This window comes from Streptomyces humi (assembly GCF_001005085.2).
Classification (GTDB): Bacteria; Actinomycetota; Actinomycetes; order Streptomycetales; family Streptomycetaceae; genus Streptomyces; species Streptomyces humi.
This window is the reverse complement of the sequence record NZ_LBMU02000034.1, coordinates 1-20,092: the sequence shown is the minus strand read 5'-3', so window position 1 is coordinate 20,092 and position 20,092 is coordinate 1. Positions and strand designations below refer to the sequence as shown.

Genomic DNA, 20,092 nt, shown 5'->3' with positions numbered 1-20,092 from the left:
GTCGGGCTTCACTTTGTATTGCCAGGCACTGTACAAATGAATTGGCAATAGCCGATACTCGGCACGTCATCGCCGCATCACCGTTGAGCTGTGATGAGCTGTATAGACGTGCCACACGAAGGGACCGATATTCGTGGCGCAGAAGGTCGTGGTCACTCTCTTTGACGACATCGACGGCTCGGAAGCGGCGGAAACGATCGCCTTCGGACTCGACGGCAAGTCGTACGAGATCGATCTGAATCAAGCCAACGCCAAGAAACTGCGTACCGCTCTGGAGCCGTACGTGGTCGCCGGCCGCAAGCGGTCGAAGTCGGGCAAGGCGTACAAGCAGACGGAGGTCGCCCCCGACCCGGCGGCCGTCCGCGCCTGGGCACAGGCGAACAAGATGGACGTCCCGGCGCGCGGCCGTATTCCGAAGAAGGTCTACGAGGCGTTCAGCGCCGCCCAGTGACGAGGCGGCCGGCTGTCCCCAGGGTGCGTCAGCGACCCCTGGGGGCAGCCGACTTGCGCTACCCCCCTGCTGATCAGCTAATGTCTGGAGCACGCCGAGGGGCCAGGCCGAAAAGCCGAAGCCCACGGAGTACATGCGGGTGTAGTTCAGTAGCAGAACATCCCCCTTCCAGGGGGAAGGCGCAGTGTGCAATTCCTGTCACCCGCTCTGCACCGCCGGTCCTGATCAGCTTGTGGATCAGGTAGGCTGGTGCTCGCACCGATCGGTGGGAGCCGGTCGGGAGCAGTGCGGACGTAGCTCAGTTGGTAGAGCGCAACCTTGCCAAGGTTGAGGTCGCGAGTTCGAGCCTCGTCGTCCGCTCCATGCTCAGCAAGAAACCCCAGTCATGCGACTGGGGTTTTTTCGCGCGCCCGCATCCCACGGCCGTCCCCTGACATTTGTCATGGCGAGCGATGACACCGCGCACTGCTCCCGCGGTCCCGCCGCCGGGACGCTGGGACCATGGAACACAGCGAACACGAACACGTGATTGAGGTCACAGATCTCCGCCGTGTCTACGGGGGCGGGTTCGAAGCGGTCCGCGGAATCACCCTCTCCGTGGCCCGCGGCGAGATCTACGCGCTGCTGGGCACCAACGGCGCCGGAAAGACCTCGACGGTCGAACTCCTGGAAGGCCTCGCACCACCGGACGGGGGCCGGGTACGGGTCCTGGGCCACGACCCCTACCGCGAGCGGACCGCCGTACGGCCGCGCACCGGCGTGATGCTCCAGGAAGGCGGCTTCCCCGCCGAACTGACCGTCGGCGAGACGGTCAGGATGTGGGCCGGCTGTACGACCGGAGCCCGGCCGCCGGCCGAGGCGCTCGGCCTGGTCGGGCTCGGCGCCCGGACCGACGTACGCGTCAAGCAGCTCTCCGGCGGCGAGCGGCGCCGTCTCGACCTGGCGCTGGCCCTGCTCGGCCGGCCCGAGGTGCTGTTCCTGGACGAGCCCACCACCGGACTCGACGCCGAAGGGCGCCGGGACACCTGGGAGTTGGTGCGCGCGCTGCGCGACTCGGGCACGACCGTGCTGCTCACCACCCACTACCTGGAAGAGGCCGAGGACCTGGCCGACCGGCTCGCGATCCTGCACGCGGGGCGGGTCGCGGCGACCGGCACCCCGGCCGAGGTGACCGCCGCCCAGCCGGCCCGGATCTCCTTCCGGCTGCCCCCGGGCTACTTCCTGGGCGACCTGCCGCCGCTCGGCCCGCTGGGGGTGAGCGGACACGAGACGGACGGGGACGTGGTGCGCCTGCGGACCAGCGAGTTGCAGCGCACCGCCACCGGCCTGCTGGCCTGGGCCGAGCGGTCACGGGTGGAACTGCACGCCCTCGACATGCGCTCGGCCTCCCTGGAAGAGGCGTTTTTGGGCATCGCACGGAAGCGGGAGGCGGCGGCATGAACGGCATCACCGGAGAGGACCGCCGTACGGCCATCGGGAAACTCCCCGCCGTCGGGAGCGGCCTCTTCACCAGCCGGTCCCGGCGGCGGGTCCGGGCGTTGGCGGGGGCGGAGTTCGCCCTGCTCGGCCGGAACCGGAGCGCCGTGGCCACCGCACTGCTCGTGCCGCTCGCGCTGCCGTTCAGCGTCCGGCCCGCGATCGACCAGGCCGATTTCCGGGGAGTGAACCTCGGCACCCTGATGCTGACCGCCGCCATCGGCTTCTCCTTCCTGTTCGCCGTGTACACCTCCCTGGTGAGCGCGTACGTGGCCCGCCGGGAGGAACTCGTCCTCAAACGGCTGCGCACCGGGGAGCCGACGGACGTCGAGATCCTGGGCGGCACCGCCCTGCCCGCCGTCTGCCTCGGCCTGGCACAGGCGCTGGTGCTGGCCCTCGGCTGCGTGGTCCTGCTCGACGCGGGTGCGCCCAGGGCCCCCTGGCTCACCGTGCTGGGACTGCTCACCGGCCTGACGCTCAGCGCCACGCTGGCCGCGCTGACCTCGGCGTTCACCCGTACCACCGAGAGCGCCCAGGTCACCGCGCTGCCCCTGGTGTTCATGTCCATGATCGGCTCGGGCATCGCGCTGCCCACGGACCTCCTGCCCCACCGGGCCGCCGCCGTCTGCGAGTTCCTCCCGCTCTCCCCCGCCGTCCGGCTGGTCCGGGCCGGCTGGACCGGCGAGCTGACCGCGTACGAGGCGTTCGGCACCGTCCTCACCGCCCTGGCCTGGACCGTCGTGGCCGTGTTTGCTGTACGGCGGTGGTTCCGCTGGGAACCTCGGCGCTGACGGAGGACGGGACCGGGATGAGCGGGGCAGGAGGCTGGTGGCGGGGCAAGACCACCCCCGCCAAGGTCGAGACGTACACCCGGTGGTCGTTCCACTTCTTCGCGGTGATCGAGGTCTCGGCGATCGGGCTGCCGGTCCTCGGGGCGGCCGGGCCACGGCTCGCGGGCTGGCTGATCGCACTGGTCGTCGTCCACGCGGCGCTCTGCGCGCTGACCGCCTCCCGGGCCCTGGACTGGTCGCGGGGCCGGCGGGAACAGCCGGTGCGGCTGCTGTGGCTGCTCGGCGCGGCCACCTACGTGTTCGCCGTCACGGCGCTGGCGCTGCGCGGGTACGGCGGCCACGGCGAGGACCCGCACAGCGCGGCGGTCACCGTCTTCGTCGGGGTTCTGGCCTTCGGCGCCGGCACCCTGGCGCTCGGCGTCCGTGACCGGCGCCGGGTGGTGACCACCCTCGTGGGCTTCGCGTGCGGAGCCGGCGTGGTCTCCCTCCCGCTGGGCGTGCCCGGTCCCGCGGCGCTGGTCACGACGGTCGTGGTGCTCCTGTCCGGCGGTTTCCTCGCCGCCACCTCGATCTTCTCCGTCTGGCTGCTGGACGCCGTCTACGCCCTCGACGAGGCCCGGGAGACCCGCGCCCGGCTGGCCGTCGCCGAGGAACGGCTGCGGTTCGGGCGCGATCTGCACGACGTACTCGGCCGGAACCTGGCCGTCATCGCCCTCAAGAGCGAGCTTGCCGTGCAACTGGCCCGGCGCGAACGCCCCGAGGCCGTCGAGCAGATGGTCGAGGTGCAGCGGATCGCCCAGGAGTCGCAACGGGAGGTACGGGCCGTCGTACGGGGCTACCGGGACGCCGACCTGAGCGCCGAACTCTCCGGGGCGCAGGGGGTGCTGGCCGCGGCCGGGATCTCCTGCGAGGTCACGGGGGACGCTGCGGGGCTGCCCGCGGAGGTGCAGTCGGCGCTCGGCTGGGTGGTGCGCGAGGCGACCACCAATGTGCTGCGGCACGGCGACGCGGGACGGTGCACGGTGGGGCTGCGGGTACGGGAGGGGTGTGTGGTGCTGACGGTGGAGAACGACGGGGCCGGGACCGCCGGGTCCGCCGGCGGGGACGGGTCCGGGCTCGCCGGGCTGCGGGAGCGGCTCGCGGTGGTGGACGGGACGTTGGAGGCCGGGCCGGTGGGAGCGGACGGATTCCGGGTGGTGGCCGCCGTGCCGCTGGTCGGCCGTTCGGCCGACCCGAGTGTGAGCGGAGTCACCTCATGACGGCTGCGGTACGGCTTCTGCTCGCCGACGACGAGCATCTGATCCGGGGCGCGCTGGCCGCGCTGCTGGGCCTGGAGGACGATCTTGTCGTGGTCGCGGAGGCGGCGAGCGGACCGGAGGCGCTGGCCATGGCGCGGGCCCACCGGCCCGACGTGGCGGTCCTTGATCTCCAGATGCCCGGTGCGGACGGTGTGAAGGTGGCCACATCGCTGCGGACCGAACTGCCCGGCTGCCAGGTGCTGATCGTCACCGGCCACGGGCGGCCCGGACATCTGAAACGGGCGCTCGCGGCCGGTGTGCGAGGGTTCGTCCCGAAGACGGTCAGCGCCCAGCGGCTCGCCGAGATCATCCGGACCGTGCACGCCGGACACCGTTACGTCGACCCGGAGTTGGCCGCGGACGCCATCTCCGCCGGGGACTCGCCGCTGACCTCGCGGGAGGCCGAGGTGCTGGAACTGGCGGCCGACGGGGCACCGGTCACCGAGATCGCCGAGCGGGCCGCGCTGTCCCCGGGAACCGTGCGCAACTACCTCTCCTCCGCCGTCACCAAACTCGGTGCGGAGAACCGTCACGCGGCGGTGCGTCTCGCACGGGAGCGAGGTTGGGTATAGTTGCTCTCGCGCCACGGCGCATGCGGACGTAGCTCAGTTGGTAGAGCGCAACCTTGCCAAGGTTGAGGTCGCGAGTTCGAGCCTCGTCGTCCGCTCGGTACAAGACCCCGGTCCATCGGACCGGGGTCTTCTTCGTGCTCTAGGACCAGCTCTGGCCGGTCAGGCGCTCGTACGCCTCGATGTACTTCGCCCGGGTGGCCTCGACCACCCGCTCGGGCAGCGCCGGCGGCGGCTGCTCGCTCTTGCGGTCCCAGCCCGACTCGGCCGACGTCAGCCAGTCACGCACGTACTGCTTGTCGAACGACGGCTGCGCGCGGCCCGGCTGCCACTCGTCGGCGGGCCAGAACCGGGAGGAGTCCGGGGTCAGCACCTCGTCGGCGAGAACCAGGGTGTCGTTGTCGAAGCCGAACTCGAACTTGGTGTCGGCCAGGATGATCCCCCGGTCCCGGGCGATGCCCCGCGCCCTGCCGTAGACGGCGAGGGTGGCCTGCCGCAGCTGGGCCGCCGTCTCGGCGCCGACCTGACGGGCGACCTCCTCGTACGACACGTTCTCGTCGTGCTCGCCGACCTCGGCCTTGGTGGCCGGGGTGAAGATCGGGGCGGGCAGCTCGGAGCCGTCGACCAGGCCCTCGGGGAGCGCGAGCCCGCAGACCGTACGGGACTCCTGGTACTCGGCGAGCCCCGAGCCGGTCAGGTAGCCGCGGGCCACGCACTCGACCGGGAGCATCTTCAGGGACTTGCAGATCAGGGTGCGGCCCGCCCAGTCGGCGGGGGCGCCCGCGGGCAGGTCGGTGCCGAGCACGTGGCTGGGAACCAGGTCGGCCAGCCGGTCGAACCACCACAGGGAGAGCTGGGTGAGCACCCGGCCCTTGTCGGGGATCTCGGTCGGCAGCACCCAGTCGTACGCGGACAGGCGGTCGCTGGCCACCATCACGAGGTCGCCCGCCTCGTTCTGGTACAGCTCGCGCACCTTGCCGGTGTGCAGATGCACCAGACCCGGGACCTCCACGGGCTCGGGCTTTTCGACGAATCCGGACACGGTTCCTCCCCGTGGTTCTGTACAGGTGCCCTCGATTCTCCCGTATGCCGGGTTGTGCGCCGACACGGGGGCGGTGGGAACGCGGGTACGCGTCAGTCCCGTTTGCAGATGCGGTCCAGGAGGTTGGCGGTGGCCCGCTGGACCCGGGAGTCGATGTGGCCGGGGCGGTCCAGGGCCGGGGACCAGGCGAAGGTCCCGGAGGCGAAGACCAGGGCGCCGGACGGGGCGCGGTAGAGGGACGTCTCCTGGTGGCGGCGGGCGCCGTCGTTGTCGGTGTAGGGGGAGTGGGCGAGCAGGATGCGCTCCTCGTGCTCGGGGAGCGCGGTGCGCGGGAAGTAGCGGTCGGCCTCGCCGGCCACCAGGCCCGGGAGTTCGTCGCCCTCGTGCGCGCCGGTGGCGTCCCAGAGCCAGTGGCGGGCGTTGCGCACGATCAGCGGGGACGGCTCGGGCACCCGGCCCGCGTACTGGATGCCGACCGTCTGCTGCTCGGGCCGGTCGATCTCGCGCCAGAGCACGGGCCTGCCGGGTCCCCGGCGCTTTCGGCAGGTCAGCAGGCGGTCCGCGACCCCGGACGGGGAGGGCCCCAACTCCACCTGCCAGTACATGGTGTTGGCGGAGAGGAAGACCAGGCTGGTGCCGCTGTCGCGGGCCAGCTCGACGGTCCGGCGCATCCGCGGCGACCAGTACTCGTCGTGGCCGGGGAAGACCAGGCCCCGGTAGCGGGCCGGGTCGACGCGGCCGGCGTGCAGGTCGCGGGCGTCGGCGTAGGCGATGTCGTAGCCGTAGCGCTCGGCCCAGCGGATGAAGTCGTAGGCGTGCCCGACGTGCAGGGGCAGACCCGCGCCCGCGTACGGCCGGTCGAAGGAGACGGTGGTCGCCGCGTCGGCCTCGCCGAGCAGCCGGCCCCGCTCGTCCCAGGCGTGGTAGAGGCTGGCGCCGGTGCGGCCGTCCTCCGGGTAGAGGTTGTACGCCTGCCACGTGATGTCGGGCAGCAGGAGCAGCAGGTCGGCCGGGTGGTTGTCGCGGATCGTGAACGGGACGTGGGACCGGTAGCCGTCGGCCGTGGTGAGGACGGCGACGTAGGCGCCGATGCTCCAGTACGACGGGACCTGCAACCGCCAGGACAGCCACCAGTGGTGGCAGGAGACGGTGCGGTCGGCTGCCAGCGGCGGCGGCTGGACGATGCCGGACAGCCGGGGACTGGTGGTGATCTTCGATGCGCCGTCGCCGCCGTAGTGACCGATGCGGTAGATGTCGACGCTGAACTCCTGCGGCGGGTCGACCGTGATGTGGAAGTCGACGGCCTCGCCGGGGGCGACCGCGCCGGTCGAGGTGAATCCCTTGATCTGGCGGTGCACGTCGTCCGCCGAGCGGGGGCCGCCGACGGCGCTGCGGGGTGCGGGCACCCGCGGGTTCTCGCCGGTGGGCTGTGGCCTGCTCGGGTCCACGTACCACGGGACGACGTGTCCGGTGTCGTCGAAATAGGTCTCGCTGCCGCGCAGCCAGGGGACGGGCCCCAGGCCGAAGGGATCCGTGACGGCGTGCGCGAGTGCTCCCGACTCCCAGCGGCGGATGTGGTCCGATGCCATGGTGGCTCCCCTCCCTCGTGCCCCCGTGAGGTGTGCTGATACGAGTCGACGTGCGCTTGCTGTTCGGGCGGTGACCGTGGCGCCTGTCCTCGTGTCGCTCATGCCGGTTGCGTTTGTCTTATGTCGGATGCGCTTGCCAGTTCACCGAACGGTCCCAGCACATCACATAACGCACGCGTCCTGTCACGGTTCGTTGCGAATTTGCCTGAAGTGGAACACTTCACTCCACTAAGGCCTCGAAACGCGCAGGTCAGACGAGTCGTACCGGCTTCTCGGGCCGTATCCCGGACTTGACCAGCCAGGCGCGTAGCGGGGCCGGGTCTCCCTCCTCGATCAGGCTGAGGACTCTGGGCGTCAGGTCGGCGGCCCGTTCGCCGTCGACCAGCAGGGACGGGCCGTCGAGCCAGTCCAGGCCGGGGATGGCCCCGGCGGTGTCCATGGCCGCGCAGCACACCATCGCCTTGACGTGGTCGGCCAGGAGTTCCCGGGCGGTGCGCGGGGGCTGGAGCGGGAAGAGCGGCAGCGCGCCGTCGTCCCAGAGGGGGCTGCCGGCGGCGCCCTGACCGGGGGCCGCGGGGACGGCCGAGCCGGGGCAGGCGCCGGCGGCGAGGGCGGTGGCAGTCGTGGCGGTGGTGGCCGTGGTGGGGGCCGTGGCGGTGGCGGCTGTGGCACCGGTGGCGGCCTGCTCGCGTTCCTCGCGGGCGAGGGCCGCGGTGAGACCGGCCGCGAGGGCGGCACTGCGTTCGGTACCGGTGGGTTCGTCGTCGTAGGACGGGTTGCGCTCGCCGTGGGACGAAAGGTGCGCGTGGTTGTGGGCCGGGGCCTGCTCGGCGTCGACGGGGGCGTGTGCGGCGTCGGCGGCGGGGGCGTGTCCGCCGTCGGCGGGGAAGTGCTCGGCGTCGGCCGGGGCGGGTGCGGCGTCGGCCGGGAAGTGCTCGGCGTCGGCCGGGGCGGGTGCGGCGTCGGCCGGGAAGTGCTCGGCGTCGGCCGGGGGGCGGTCGGCTTCGCCGGTGGCGTTGGCTGTGGGTGTGGGTGTCGCCGTCGTGGTGGGGGGGTTGCTGCTGGTGGGGGCGGTCAGGTGGTCCAGGACTCGGGCCAGGGTGGGGCCGCCGGGGTCGGGGGCGGCCGGGTCGAGGGTGGCGCGGACGCCGAGGGAGTCCAGGACGCGGTGCAGCCGGGCCGCCTCGGTCCGCCAGGTGCGGTCCACGACCTCGTCCGGGTACTCCTGCCAGTCCACCGGCGCCCAGGCCGGGCCGGGCTCGGCGGGGCCGCCGTGGAAGAGGCGGGCGGCGAGCAGCGAGGTCGCCTCGTCCACCAGACCCGGCTCCTCCAGCAGGTCGCAGGCGGGCCGCTCGCCCAGCCGGGAGGCGAACCCCTCCGCCAGCCGGTCGCGCCGGGACAGTTCGGTGAGCGCCGCGACCACGCCCGCGTCCAGCCGGGAGGGCCAGCGGCCCATCCGCCACGCGGGCAGCGCGACCCGGGTGAGCAGCCGGTCCCAGCCCGCGTACGCCAGGCCGACCTGCTCCTGCGCGACGATCCGCAGTCCGTAGTCCACGGCCTGGGCGCGCTCGGCCGCGGCGGCGGCGACCCCGCGCTCCATGAGGGCCGCGTGCTCCCGGCAGCCGCGCAGCAGCAGCCGGGCCACCCAGCCGAGCCCCCCGCACACCAGTCGGGTCGCCGGACAGCGGCCGGGCAGGGCGGCGACGGCCACCGCGGCGTCCAGGCCACGGACGAAACGGCGGGCGGCCGCTATGTCGGGATGCGCCGAGGGTCCCGTGCCGGCGACGACCGGGGCGAGGACCGCGCGGAGCTCACCGACGCGCATCCACCACAGGAACGGGGAGCCGATGACGAGGACGGGCGCGGCGGGCGTACGGCGGTGCGACCCCGCGTCGGTCAGTTCGTCGCCGCCGCGGGGAGCGGGCGGGCCGTGGGCCGGGTGGGTGCGGTCCTCCAGCCAGCTGTCGCAGTCCGGGGTGAGCGCTATGGCGGACGGCGCCGGGACGTCGAGACGGTCGGCGAGGTCGCGGACCATCCGGTACAGGTCCGGGGCGGACGCCTCCGGGATCGGGACCGTGGGGGTCACGGCCGGGCGGGCACGGGCCACGACCAGGGCGATACCGGCGGCGGCCAGCAGCACGACCAGGGCGAGCACGCCGACGGCCCAGCGGGCGGTGTCCCAGCCCCGGCCCACGAGGTGGCCGGTGGACCCGCCGGTCAGCAGGATCACCGTGGCCGCCGCGGGCAGCAGCGCCACGGCCAGGGCACGGCCGCGGACGCGCAGCACGGCGAGCGCGCGCGTACGGGCCGCCTGTGCTCCCGCCTCCACACCGATTCCGGTCACGACCGGACCTCACCCCCTCCCTGCTGTCCTGGCGCTGTCCTGGCTGTTGCTCACTCCCCCACTGTGGCACCCGTCACTGACATCGCAATGCCGGTGGGCCAAGTGCCGGAACGCTTGCGCCGCACCCTAGTTGGGGCCCCGGCCCCCGTCAGCCGGATGGGGCATCGGTCACTCGATGGAATGGCTTTGGTCAGAGGTGATCGACAGACAGCAAAGATCAGGCCCCGGATTTCGGGTCCGGGGCCTGATCAGGGACAGGAGAGTGCGGAAAGCGCCGCCGCCGGGGCTCAGGCCTCGGCCGCCGCCTTCGCCGCGATGTCCGTACGGTGCTGGGAACCGTCGAGACCGATCCGGGCCACGGCGGTGTAGGCGCGCTCACGGGCCTCGGTCAGATCATGGCCGGTCGCGGTGACGGAGAGGACGCGGCCGCCGGCGCTGACGACCTCCTCGCCGTCGCGCCTGGTCCCCGCGTGCAGGACGTAGGCGTGCGGGGCGTCCTCGGCGGCCACCGTGCCGAGGCCGGTGACGGGGTCACCGGTGCGCGGGCTGCCGGGGTAGTTGTGGGAGGCGATGACCACGGTGACCGCGGCGTCCTCGCGCCAGCGCAGCGGGGGCAGGTCGTCGAGGGTGCCCTCGGCGGCGGCCAGCAGGACGCCGGCCAGCGGGGTCTTCAGCCGGGCGAGGACCACCTGGGTCTCCGGGTCGCCGAAGCGGGCGTTGAACTCGATGACCCGGACCCCGCGGGAGGTGATCGCGAGGCCGGCGTAGAGCAGTCCGGAGAACGGGGTGCCGCGCCGCCGCATCTCGTCCACGGTCGGCTGGAGAACGGTCTCCAGGACCTCGTCGACGAGCTTGGGGTCGGCCCAGGGCAGCGGGGAGTACGCCCCCATGCCGCCGGTGTTCGGGCCCTCGTCGCCGTCCAGGGCGCGCTTGAAGTCCTGCGCGGGCTGGAGCGGGAGGACCGTCACGCCGTCCGTGATCGCGAAGAGGGAGACCTCGGGACCGTCGAGGAACTCCTCGATGACGACCCGCTCGCACCCGGCGGCGTGCGCCTTGGCCACGTCGAGGTCGTCGGTGACGACGACACCCTTGCCGGCCGCGAGCCCGTCGTCCTTGACGACGTACGGTGCCCCGAAGGCGTCGAGAGCCTCGGCGACCTCCGCGGCGTTCGTGCAGACGTACGAACGGGCGGTGGGGACACCGGCCCCCGCCATCACGTCCTTGGCGAACGCCTTGGACCCCTCGATCCGCGCGGCCTCGCCGGAGGGGCCGAAGACCGGGATGCCCACGGCACGCACAGTGTCGGCGACCCCGGCGACGAGCGGGGCCTCCGGGCCGACGACCACCAGGTCGGCGCCGAGTTCCGTGGCGAGCGCGGCCACGGCCGGCCCGTCCAGGGCGTCGACCTGGTGCAGCTCGGCCACCTCGGCGATACCGGCGTTGCCGGGGGCGCAGTGCAGCGCGGTGACGTCGGAATCGAGGGACAGGGAGCGGCACAGGGCATGTTCGCGGGCGCCGTTACCGATGACGAGGACCTTCACGGGGCCAGCGTAACCGGGCGGGCCGACTGGAGGATCCTCCAAGGGCAGAACACCCACCGCGACCGCCCGGGGGGACCAGGGCCTGTCTGAACACTTCCCGTCGTCCGCCCGGAGGGCGGGCACCGCGGCGTCAGGTGCGTGCTCTCGGTCCGCCGGGCCCTGACCCTCGTACTTGACGTACTTGGGTCAGGGCCCGGTGGGGCGAGAGTGCGTCCATGGCGTCGCGGGGCAGACGGGAATTGTTCAGACAGGCCCTGGCCCTGACCGCCCCTCCGCGCGACCGGGGCGCTACTCGTTGCGGATCTCCTCCACCACCGTCGCGCCCAGCTCCCGCATGATCAGTTCGGGGCCGGAGAGGGCCGACTCGTCGAGGTCGGGGTCGTCCTCCTCCGGGATGTCGTCCTCGGGGGAGACCGGGGGCGGTGGCTCGGGGGCGCTGGACGGGGGCGCGGCGGGCGCCGGAGCGGACATCGGCGCCTGGGACGCCGGGGCTGACTGGGCCGGTCCGGACTGGGGAGCCGCCGGGCGGGCGGGAGCGGACGCGGCGGGGCCGCCGTAGCCGCCGCCGTAGCCGGATGCCGCGGACGAACCGCCGTAGCCGCCGGACTGACCCCCGCCGTAGCCGGGGCCCGCCGAGGCGGAGCCGACCGGGCCACCAGCGCCGCCACCACCCGTCGGGTCGACGACCGCCTCGATCCGCCATTGCACGCCGAACTGCTCGGACAGCGCCTGCCGCAGCACGTCCTCACTGCCGCTGCTCGCGAAATTGTCCCGGGCGCCGGCGTTGACGAAGCCGAGCTGGAGGTTGGTGCCGTCGAAGCCGGTGACCTGGGCGTTCTGGCTCAGCAGGATCCAGGTGAAACGGCGGCGGTTCTTGACGGCCTCCAGGATGTTCGGCCACAGGACACGGGGGTCGAGCCCGCCGGCGGGGGCGGCGCCAGGCGCGGGTGCTGCCGGGGCCGAGGCCTGGGCCTGGGCCTGGGCCTGGGCCTGGGCCGGAGACGGCGTGGAGGCGGAGGCGGAGGCGGGGGGCTGCTGGGCGGGCGGGGTGCTGCCCGCGCCCGCGCCCGGACCCGTGGGCCAGCCGCCGGGCCGGCGGGCGCCGCCGCCCGCGGAGGCCGCCGTGGGCCAGGCACCGGGCGCGGCAGGCGGAGCGGATGCGGGAGTGGGCGCGCCGGCAGCGGACGGTGCGGCCGGGGCCTGAGCCGGGGGCTGCTGGACGGGGTGAACTGGCGCGGGGGCCGGGGCCTGCTGGCTTGGAGCCTGCTGGACGGGAGGCTGCTGGCTCGGAGGCTGGGGTGCCGGAGGCTGCTGCGCCGGAGGCTGGGGTGCGGAGGGAGTGGCAGCGGGTGCCGCTCCCCCTCGCGCGGCCGCCCGCGCCGCCGCCATGCCGCCCCCCGGCGGAATCGGTGGCCCGGCCGGAGCGCCGCCCGGAGCCTGCGCGTGCGCGTCAGGTCCGGGAACGTACCCCATGGCGGGCGCGCCGCCCCCGCCCGAGAAGTTGACGCCCCGCTCCAGCCGGTCGAGGCGGGCCATGACGGACCGCTCGTCCCCGTAAGCGGCGGGCAGCAGAACACGGGCGCAGATGAGCTCCAGCTGGAGGCGCGGGGAGGTGGCACCGCGCATCTCGGTCAGCCCCTCGTTGACGAGGTCGGCGGCGCGGCTGAGCTCGGCGGCACCGAAGATGCCGGCCTGGGCCTGCATGCGTTCGAGGACGTCGGCGGGGGCGTCGAAGAGCCCCTTCTCCGCGGCGTCCGGGACGGCGGCGAGGATCACCAGGTCCCGCAGTCGCTCCAGGAGGTCGGCGACGAAGCGCCGGGGGTCGTTGCCGCCCTCGATGACGCGGTCCACGACCTCGAAGGCGGCGGCGCCGTCCCCGGTGGCGAAGGCCTCGACGACGGAGTCGAGCAGCGAGCCGTCGGTGTACCCGAGCAGGGAGGTGGCCATGGCATACGTCACACCGGCCTCGCCCGCCCCGGCGAGCAGCTGGTCCATGACGGACATGGAGTCACGCACGGACCCGGCACCGGCCCGCACGACGAGCGGCAGCACGCCCTCCTCGACCGGGATCTGCTCCTTGCCGCACACCTCACCGAGGTAGTCCCGCAGGGTCCCGGGCGGCACCAGCCGGAAGGGATAGTGATGGGTCCGCGACCGGATGGTCCCGATGACCTTCTCGGGCTCCGTGGTGGCGAAGATGAACTTCAGATGCTCCGGCGGCTCCTCGACGACCTTGAGCAGGGCGTTGAAGCCGGCCGACGTGACCATGTGGGCCTCGTCGATGATGTAGATCTTGTAGCGGCTGCCCGCGGGCCCGAAGAAGGCCTTCTCGCGCAGGTCACGGGCGTCGTCCACACCACCGTGAGAGGCCGCGTCGATCTCGATGACGTCGATGGATCCCGGGCCGTTCCTGGCCAGGTCGCGGCAGGACTGGCATTCGCCGCAGGGCGTCGGCGTCGGCCCCTGCTCGCAGTTCAGGCACCGCGCGAGGATGCGCGCGCTGGTGGTCTTCCCGCACCCACGCGGCCCGCTGAACAGGTACGCGTGATTGACCCGGTTGTTCCGCAGCGCCTGCTGCAACGGGTCGGTGACATGCTCCTGCCCGATGACCTCGGCGAACGACTCCGGGCGATAGCGGCGGTACAGCGCGAGAGACGACACACATACGAGGTTATAGGCGGCCACTGACAACCCGGCCCGCCGCGGACTCCTGCCCGCGAACGCAAGCGCCCCCCACGCACCCGCCAGAGCCGACCTACCCTTGCTGCCTTCCGGCCCTGGGGGAGTTCAGTCAGATAGCGCCGCGTGAGGGGCTCTGCACAGAGTACCCGACGTCAGCAGGTGAGAACGAGTTCGCGAGCACTCCTCTCGGTCATGTAATGTTCCCAGCGGAGGATTCGCCTAGAGGCCTAGGGCGCACGCTTGGAAAGCGTGTTGGGGGCAACCCCTCACGAGTTCGAATCTCGTATCCTCCGCCAGTGCCTCACCGGGCACGATGTCGAAGGGCCCCACTGTCCGCAGTGGGGCCCTTCGACGTTCTCCGTCTCACTTTCCGTCTCAGTTCGTTTTCGGGAGCTCCCAAAGAGCGTCGCCGACTTGCTGCGCGACTTTGCGGAGCATGGTCCCCGTCACGTGCATGTACCGCGCGCGCATCCGGGCCGCTCCGCCGGGCTCCCAACCCATGATGGAGTCGATCACGACGTCCGGGACGCCGAGGATCAGCAGGACCGTCGCGGCGGTGTGGCGAGCGTCATGGAGACGGCCGTCTCGTACGCCAGCGTCCCGAAGAAGCCTCTTCCAGACATGGAAGTCGGTGTTGGGGCTCAGCGGTCCGCCGACCGGCGAGGCGAAGTGGTCGGAGGTCTCGGGCACGGTGGCGAGTCGGGGCTCAGCCATGGGTTGGTTCTCCTTCCGTTGCGGGGGCGGGTTCGAGGGATGCGGCAAGCCAGGTCTCGGCGGCGCTCAAGCCAGTATTTGGCGATGTAGGCGGCGACGGCGCGTTCGGTGAGTTCCTGGCCGTTGTCGAAGTCGGCGGAGCGGATGGTGCGGACGTCGAGTTGGCGGCGGAAGGTGAGGGTGTGGGTGCGGCCGTCGAGGGTCGGGCCGTCGACGCGGACCTTGGTCGCGGCAGCCTCAATGGCATCGCTGAGGAGTTCAGCGGTGGCCCAGGCCGGGGGCGGGGTGTCGCCGCCTTGTGGGCCGTCGAGGCGGATGACGGCGTGAAAGTGGACGGCGCCGCGCTTCTGGTACTCGGCGACCTTGGCGAACGAGACACGGGCATGGTCACGCAGGCGGCGCTGCGACAAGCCCGCGCGCTTGGCTACCTCCCGGCGGAGATAGATCAAGTGCCCGCGCGAGGCGCGGGCCGGCCCCTGGGTCGAGAACTGGCGAGCGCGGCCACGGTCAAGGCCATGCCTCCGACGGGGTCCTCAGGCTCCGAGATGGAAAGGGCGCCGTTCGCGAGTGCCGGCCGGGTGTGGCGTGCGCGGGGAGCTCCCATCCCGTCTGCCGTCGACCCAGGCAGCGTCAGCTGTTGTGATGGCACCAGTCACGCTGCCGAAGCTTCTAGAGCGCTGAGGCCAGGACCGCGGCCAGCGCGAAAACGCCGGCCAGTACGGAGCAGACGATTGCAGCGACGATGTGGATGCGCCGGTAGTTCTCCTCGTTCTGTACCACCACCGCGGTACGCGGTCTGTCCTTCCAGTAGACGATCTCCACCACGTCGCCAGCCTCGAATCGTGGAGATCCATACCCCTGAACCACAACCTGTCTGTTCTTGCCGTCCGGAGTGACGAACGAACACCAGGCGCTCGCGTTGCCGTCGTCCCAGGTGACGTAGTCGCACACACCGGGTGCGCGCTCGCCATGTGCTACGAGGTGACGGACGCCTCGCGCCTTCCCCGCCGGGATCAGACCCAGCAGGCCGAAGAAGACGGCCAAAGCTACGCAGGCACTCATCAGTCCCCCTCAAGACATGACTGCGATCATGCCGCACTTACCTCGGTAGGGCGTGCCGTCGACATCGATCCGTCGTGATCCCTTGCGGACCGGTGCCATGTCTCCTCGTCGCAGGGTGGGCGAAGCACCTGCCGTACCGCGACGTCCGCCGGCTCGCCCACGCCATCGACGCCGACGCACCCATCACCGTCGACTACGTGGCCACCTCGGGGAACCATGACGGTACGCACCCTCAGCCGCCGTATCCTCCGCCAGCCCAGGGGGCCGGACCGCGAAAGCGGTCCGGCCCTCTGGCGTTCGTCGTCCGCCGTCTACGGTCTACCGCCGAAGAAGCCGGACTTCAGGTCCCCGATGATGGCGTCGAGCGGATGGCCGCTGACGATGAACGGTCCGCGCCAAGGCGCGCTGAGTGCGAAGAGCAACGCCAGGCTCAGCCCGACCACACTCGCGACACCCACGATGAGCAGTGACGTTCGCAGGCTGCTGCGGAAGACCAGGGCGCCGGAGTTCACGATCAACGCCAGTCCGCTGGCCATGAGCGTGACGACGTAGAGCGTGGGAACCTCGTGCCCGGCAGCCGCGACGCGGGCGCGACGACTACTGGTGACGCCGTCCAGGGAAACCACCAGCTCCGTGTCCGTCGCGGTTCCCACCTCGGGCCGGGCCGCCTCGGCGCGCACAGTCCGCTCCAGCCGTGCGATCGCGCGAGCGGTGGCCGGGTAGTCACCGGACGACGCGGCTGTACCCTCCCATTCCCTGGCCCGCGTGGTCCGCAAGTAGTCCAGCAGCGCGGCATGGATCGGCTCCGAGTGGACCCGCGGACTTGTCGCCGCCCATGCCAGGCGGGAAGCCGCGGCCGCCTCGTCGCTCACCAGTCCCTCGGCTGCGCGCAGGTAGCCGGCCTCGCTGGCCAGTGAGAGTGCCGCGAAGATCGCGAAGGCGGCGCCGAGTGTCGGCATCAGAGGCGTGGCGATCTGCGGCACCCGGTCCTGTTCTCCGACCGGTACGAGCGCCCGGACGCCGACCCGCGCCACAGCCGCGACCAGAAGGGCGGCCAAGAGCCCGCCCACAATCAGCGCCACCGCCGGCAGCGAGGTCAACCAGCTCACCACATCACCTACAGCGCGTTCCCGCGAGCGCCCCACGGCGGCGGCACATCGGCCCCCGCGACCCGGAGCTCGTCGTCGATCACTTCAATGAACGCTCCATGATCACAGGCCCAGGGCCTCTGACCCGCGCGACGCCCAGCAGGGAATCCCGCTTCGTCGGCCAAACAGCCCCGTACGGCCCAGCACGAGGCCGTACCGGCAACCAGCAGCCGTACCGGCAACCAACGCTGTACCGGCAACCACCGCTGCACCGGCAACCACCGCCGCGCCCGTCTCACTCGCCGGGTCCGGGGAGACAGCCGCCGTCAAGGGGACGGTTCGAAGCTCGGGGTGACCGGGGCGGATTCGCCGAGGGCCGCCAGTTCGTCCAGGTCCTCCGGTTCGAGGAACTCCAGGGCGTCCGGATCGAGGCCGTCGCGGGGGTCCGCGTCGCGCAGGCGCGTGGTGAAGGAGAGGACGAAGTCGGTGAAGGTACCGTCGAAGATCTCGGGGTCGGCTCCGTTGACGTTGGTGACGACCTTCCAGTGGTCCGGCTCCGGGGCGCACGGCCAGAAGAAGTGCTCGTCGCCCGAGTGGTCGTACCCCCAGGAGACGAGGCCGCCGGGGGCGGGGTGGAAACGGAACGGGTACGCGTCCGGGGCGCTTCGCCATGACGCGCCGAACCTCGCGTGGATCTGCCGCATCCTCGTCAGCAGGGCGCCGGCGCCGCGCGGGTGGAAGACGACCAGCTCGCCGCAGATCACGCCCGGCCCGTAGGCGTCCAGGAACGCCTTGAAGTCACCCGGCAGCGCCGAGCCGACGTACTCCTCGACCTCGGCCCAGTCCTCCGGAAGCGCTGTGCGAGCCGGCGGCGGACCGAACAGCTCCACGAGGTCACTCAGCCCTGCCATGCGGTCCCCGCCTCGATCGATCGCCCTCGCCGGCCGCCAACGTAGTGCGGCCGGGTCACGGCATCAACCGTCGGTCCGGGCCGGCGCCCCTCACGGCTCGGACGGCCACTTCACCACCGCGTCCCCGTGCTCGGCCGTGCGGACGTAGAACGCCCTCAGTTCCTGGTGCGCCTCGGCGAAGGCCCGCCGCGCCTCGGGCTCCGCGCCCTCCCCTCCGTAGCGGGGCAGCAGAGTGCCCCTGGCGGTGTCCCACAGGGCGTCGAAGTCGGCGGCCGTCAGGAATCCGGCCACCCCGCGGGTCCGGGCGGCCGTCAGCACCAGCAGCGGCGGTGCGTGCCGGCCGGTCCGGAACACCGGGCGCCCGCCGAGCACCACGTCCGGACCGTGCGGTGGCGCTCCGGCGTAGATGCGCTCCTGGTCCGGGCAGCGGGTGTCCAGCACCTCCTCGCGGTGCCGCCCCGCCCGGTGCGGGACGGTCCCGGGGGCGCTCGTGAAAAGCCGTTCCAGCCAGGCCGGGCTGTTGCGCAGTGCGGGGGCCGGCACCGCACGCAGACGGAGGTACGCGCTCATGCCAGGAGGAGCGCACGGAGGGGCCGGAGCATCACCCGTCACAGGAGAACCGGGAACGTTGTGACACTTCTGTGTGCCCGCACGCTGGTCACGATGAGGCCGTCGATGGGACCGGAGCACGACGGACGGCGTGGACTCGGCTGTGATCGGTGCGAACGAGGGCAATCTTGGGCCAGGTACGGCAACCCCGGCGCGTGCAGGAGTACGACGGGGATCTGGGCGCCGCGGTCACGCGGGCCCAGGAGGGCGACGAGGCCGCCTTCGCGGTCGCCTACCGGATCGTGCAGCCGAACCTGCTCGGCTACCTCCGCGGAATCGTCGGCGACGACGCGGAGGACGTGGCGTCGGACGCCTGGCTGGAGATAGCCCGGGACATCGGACGCTTCAAGGGTGACGGGGCCGGTTTCCGCGGCTGGACCGCGACCATCGCCCGGCACCGGGCACTGGACCACCTGCGGCGCCGCCGGGTCCGGCCCCAGGCGGTCGGGACCGACCAGGACGTGCTGGAGCTGCCCAGCCCGCACAACACCCCCGAGCAGGCTCTGGAGTCCATCTCGACCGAGCGCGCCCTGGAACTGGTCCGCGGGCTGCCTCAAGACCAGGCCGAGGCCGTGCTCCTGCGGGTCGTCGTCGGCCTGGACGGTCCCGCCGCCGCGCGGGTCCTCGGCAAGCGCCCCGGAGCGGTGCGCACGGCGGCCCACCGGGGCCTCAGACGCCTCGCACGCCAGCTGGGCATCGGCGGTGAAGCGGAGGAGGGTGTGACGGATGGGGCCTCCCGCACGCTTGGGGATTCGGCATGAACGACGTCGGTGACGGTGATCGCCGGAAACAGGAACAGAAACAGAAACGGAAGCGGACATGAGCGAGCGGCGGGACGGCGAGGGGGTACGAGACCGTCGGCGTGCGCGGAACGGCGACGCCTGGTCCGGCCCGGCGGACGTGCGTGACGACGCCGGCGTGCTGGAGACGGTCCTCGCCGCCGTCATCCGCGCCGACGAACTCGCCGCCGGCACCGAGCAGCGGGCCGTGGCCGCCTTCCGGGCCGCCCGTGCCGCGGGCGCGCACCAGGCCCGTACCCGGCGCCGGGACGACTGGCGGCCCGCCGGGCAGCGGCGGGCCCGGCGCCCGCTGAAGCTGACGTTCGGCGTGGCGTTCGCCGGTCTCGCCCTGAGCGGTGCGGCGGTCGCGGCCGTCGGTTCCGTCGGCTCCTCCACCGAGGATGCGGACACCGGCCGGGTCACGGCGCGCCCGTCGGCGGCCGGCTCCGGCCGGCCGGGCGGCGCGGAGCCGTCACCGTCCGCGGGCGGCGCCCGGCCCGCGGACCGGCCCGCCACCGCCCAGGACACCGAGGCCCACTGCCGCGCCTACGCACAGGTCCAGGACCACGGCAAGGCGCTCGGCTCGACGGCCTGGCAGCGGCTCGTCGCGGCCGCCGGGGGCGCGGACCGGGTCGGCGCCTACTGTGCCGGGCAGCTGAGCGGGGCGACGGCCACGCCGAGCGGCTCGACCGGTTCGGGCAGGTCCGCCAAGAACGACACCGGCGCCTCCGACAAGAACACCCCCGGGAGCGGAAGCGGAAGCGGGAACGAGAACGGAAACGGGAACGGGAGCGACCAGGCGGGCGGCGGCCAGGGCAACGGCAAGAACAAGTAGGCCGCGAACAAGCCACCGCAGGCCGCACGGACGCGACAACAAGCCGCACGGGAGCCACCGCCAGGCCGCGCGGACGCGACCGCAGGCCGCGGACAAGCCACCGCAGGCCGCGGACGAGCCACCGCAGGCCGCACGGGAGCCACCGCCAAGCCGCGCGGACACCACCGCCAAGCCGCGCGGACGCCACGGCCGGTCCGTCGTCGGCGGACTGCGTCAGTCGGGGCGGTCTCAGTCGGAGCGGTCTCAGTCGGGGCGGTCTCAGTCGGAGCGGTCTCAGTCGGAGCGGTCTCAGTCGGAGCGGTCTCAGTCGG

The 20,092-nt window shown here is 72.6% G+C and carries 16 protein-coding genes, 4 tRNA genes, 1 other RNA gene and 2 pseudogenes; 11 read left to right on the top strand and 12 right to left on the bottom strand.

The window, feature by feature from the left end:
• Positions 1-133: 133 nt before the first annotated feature.
• The 8 genes from AAW13_RS15545 to AAW13_RS15510 all read left to right on the top strand — a co-directional run bounded on the left by AAW13_RS15545 (position 134) and on the right by AAW13_RS15510 (position 4,683).
• Positions 134-451 (top strand): histone-like nucleoid-structuring protein Lsr2, encoded by a 318-nt coding sequence (locus AAW13_RS15545; RefSeq protein WP_046733685.1) that lies wholly within the window; start codon positions 134-136, stop codon positions 449-451.
• A gap of 135 nt (positions 452-586) precedes the next feature.
• Positions 587-658 (top strand) — tRNA-Gly (locus tag AAW13_RS15540).
• Between the two features lie 80 nt (positions 659-738).
• A tRNA-Gly gene (locus AAW13_RS15535) sits at positions 739-814 on the top strand.
• 138 nt (positions 815-952) lie between these two features.
• Positions 953-1,891, top strand: a complete 939-nt coding sequence (locus tag AAW13_RS15530; RefSeq protein WP_046733684.1) for an ABC transporter ATP-binding protein — start codon at positions 953-955, stop codon at positions 1,889-1,891.
• Positions 1,888-2,718, top strand: coding sequence for an ABC transporter permease (locus AAW13_RS15525; RefSeq protein WP_079178823.1), 831 nt, complete (start codon positions 1,888-1,890; stop codon positions 2,716-2,718). Before AAW13_RS15530 ends, AAW13_RS15525 begins: the two co-directional genes overlap by 4 nt.
• A 17-nt stretch (positions 2,719-2,735) precedes the next feature.
• Positions 2,736-3,977, top strand: coding sequence for a sensor histidine kinase (locus AAW13_RS15520; protein WP_046733702.1), 1,242 nt, complete (start codon positions 2,736-2,738; stop codon positions 3,975-3,977).
• Entirely contained in the window at positions 3,974-4,588 is a 615-nt protein-coding gene (locus tag AAW13_RS15515) for a response regulator transcription factor (protein WP_046733683.1), read from the top strand. Before AAW13_RS15520 ends, AAW13_RS15515 begins: the two co-directional genes overlap by 4 nt.
• 22 nt (positions 4,589-4,610) lie before the next feature.
• Positions 4,611-4,683: transfer RNA gene (locus AAW13_RS15510), tRNA-Gly, on the top strand.
• Positions 4,684-4,727: 44 nt separating this feature from the next.
• On the opposite strand, the gene AAW13_RS15505 is transcribed toward AAW13_RS15510, so the two are convergent.
• From AAW13_RS15505 to ffs, 6 genes are all read right to left on the bottom strand, one after another.
• On the bottom strand, positions 4,728-5,627 hold the full coding sequence (locus AAW13_RS15505) for a phosphoribosylaminoimidazolesuccinocarboxamide synthase (RefSeq protein WP_046733682.1): 900 nt from the start codon (positions 5,625-5,627) through the stop codon (positions 4,728-4,730).
• Positions 5,628-5,719: 92 nt separating this feature from the next.
• Positions 5,720-7,216 (bottom strand): N,N-dimethylformamidase beta subunit family domain-containing protein, encoded by a 1,497-nt coding sequence (locus tag AAW13_RS15500; protein ID WP_046733681.1) that lies wholly within the window; start codon positions 7,214-7,216, stop codon positions 5,720-5,722.
• Positions 7,217-7,466: 250 nt separating this feature from the next.
• On the bottom strand, positions 7,467-9,560 hold the full coding sequence (locus tag AAW13_RS15495; protein WP_206306227.1) for a hypothetical protein: 2,094 nt from the start codon (positions 9,558-9,560) through the stop codon (positions 7,467-7,469).
• Positions 9,561-9,847: 287 nt separating this feature from the next.
• Positions 9,848-11,101 (bottom strand): phosphoribosylamine--glycine ligase, encoded by a 1,254-nt coding sequence (purD, locus tag AAW13_RS15490; protein WP_046733680.1) that lies wholly within the window; start codon positions 11,099-11,101, stop codon positions 9,848-9,850.
• Between the two features lie 288 nt (positions 11,102-11,389).
• A complete protein-coding gene (locus AAW13_RS15485) occupies positions 11,390-13,762 on the bottom strand; it encodes a DNA polymerase III subunit gamma and tau (protein WP_071659565.1) in 2,373 nt (790 codons plus the stop codon).
• A gap of 58 nt (positions 13,763-13,820) precedes the next feature.
• Positions 13,821-13,919, bottom strand: an RNA gene (gene ffs / locus AAW13_RS15480) — signal recognition particle sRNA small type.
• 72 nt (positions 13,920-13,991) lie between these two features.
• On the opposite strand from ffs, the gene AAW13_RS15475 reads away from it, so the two are divergent.
• Positions 13,992-14,079: transfer RNA gene (locus tag AAW13_RS15475), tRNA-Ser, on the top strand.
• A 79-nt stretch (positions 14,080-14,158) separates the two neighbouring features.
• Here AAW13_RS15475 and AAW13_RS15470 read toward each other — a convergent pair.
• From AAW13_RS15470 to AAW13_RS15450, 6 genes and pseudogenes are all read right to left on the bottom strand, one after another.
• Positions 14,159-14,452 (bottom strand): annotated as a pseudogene (locus AAW13_RS15470) (tyrosine-type recombinase/integrase); the annotation flags it as partial.
• A gap of 119 nt (positions 14,453-14,571) precedes the next feature.
• Positions 14,572-14,943: pseudogene (locus tag AAW13_RS15465) on the bottom strand (replication initiator); the annotation flags it as partial.
• A gap of 223 nt (positions 14,944-15,166) precedes the next feature.
• Positions 15,167-15,559, bottom strand: coding sequence for a hypothetical protein (locus AAW13_RS45580; RefSeq protein ID WP_143145010.1), 393 nt, complete (start codon positions 15,557-15,559; stop codon positions 15,167-15,169).
• Between the two features lie 311 nt (positions 15,560-15,870).
• Positions 15,871-16,668 (bottom strand): bestrophin-like domain, encoded by a 798-nt coding sequence (locus tag AAW13_RS15460; RefSeq protein WP_240528628.1) that lies wholly within the window; start codon positions 16,666-16,668, stop codon positions 15,871-15,873.
• Between the two features lie 305 nt (positions 16,669-16,973).
• Complete coding sequence (locus tag AAW13_RS15455; protein ID WP_046733949.1) at positions 16,974-17,558, bottom strand: SMI1/KNR4 family protein; 585 nt, start codon at positions 17,556-17,558, stop codon at positions 16,974-16,976.
• 90 nt (positions 17,559-17,648) lie between these two features.
• Complete coding sequence (locus AAW13_RS15450; protein ID WP_046733950.1) at positions 17,649-18,128, bottom strand: hypothetical protein; 480 nt, start codon at positions 18,126-18,128, stop codon at positions 17,649-17,651.
• A gap of 167 nt (positions 18,129-18,295) precedes the next feature.
• Between AAW13_RS15450 and AAW13_RS15445 the strand changes: the two genes are divergently transcribed.
• A complete protein-coding gene (locus AAW13_RS15445) occupies positions 18,296-18,928 on the top strand; it encodes an RNA polymerase sigma factor (RefSeq protein ID WP_071659564.1) in 633 nt (210 codons plus the stop codon).
• Positions 18,929-18,986: 58 nt separating this feature from the next.
• Positions 18,987-19,781, top strand: a complete 795-nt coding sequence (locus tag AAW13_RS15440) for a hypothetical protein (RefSeq protein WP_046733952.1) — start codon at positions 18,987-18,989, stop codon at positions 19,779-19,781.
• Positions 19,782-20,092 lie beyond the last annotated feature (311 nt).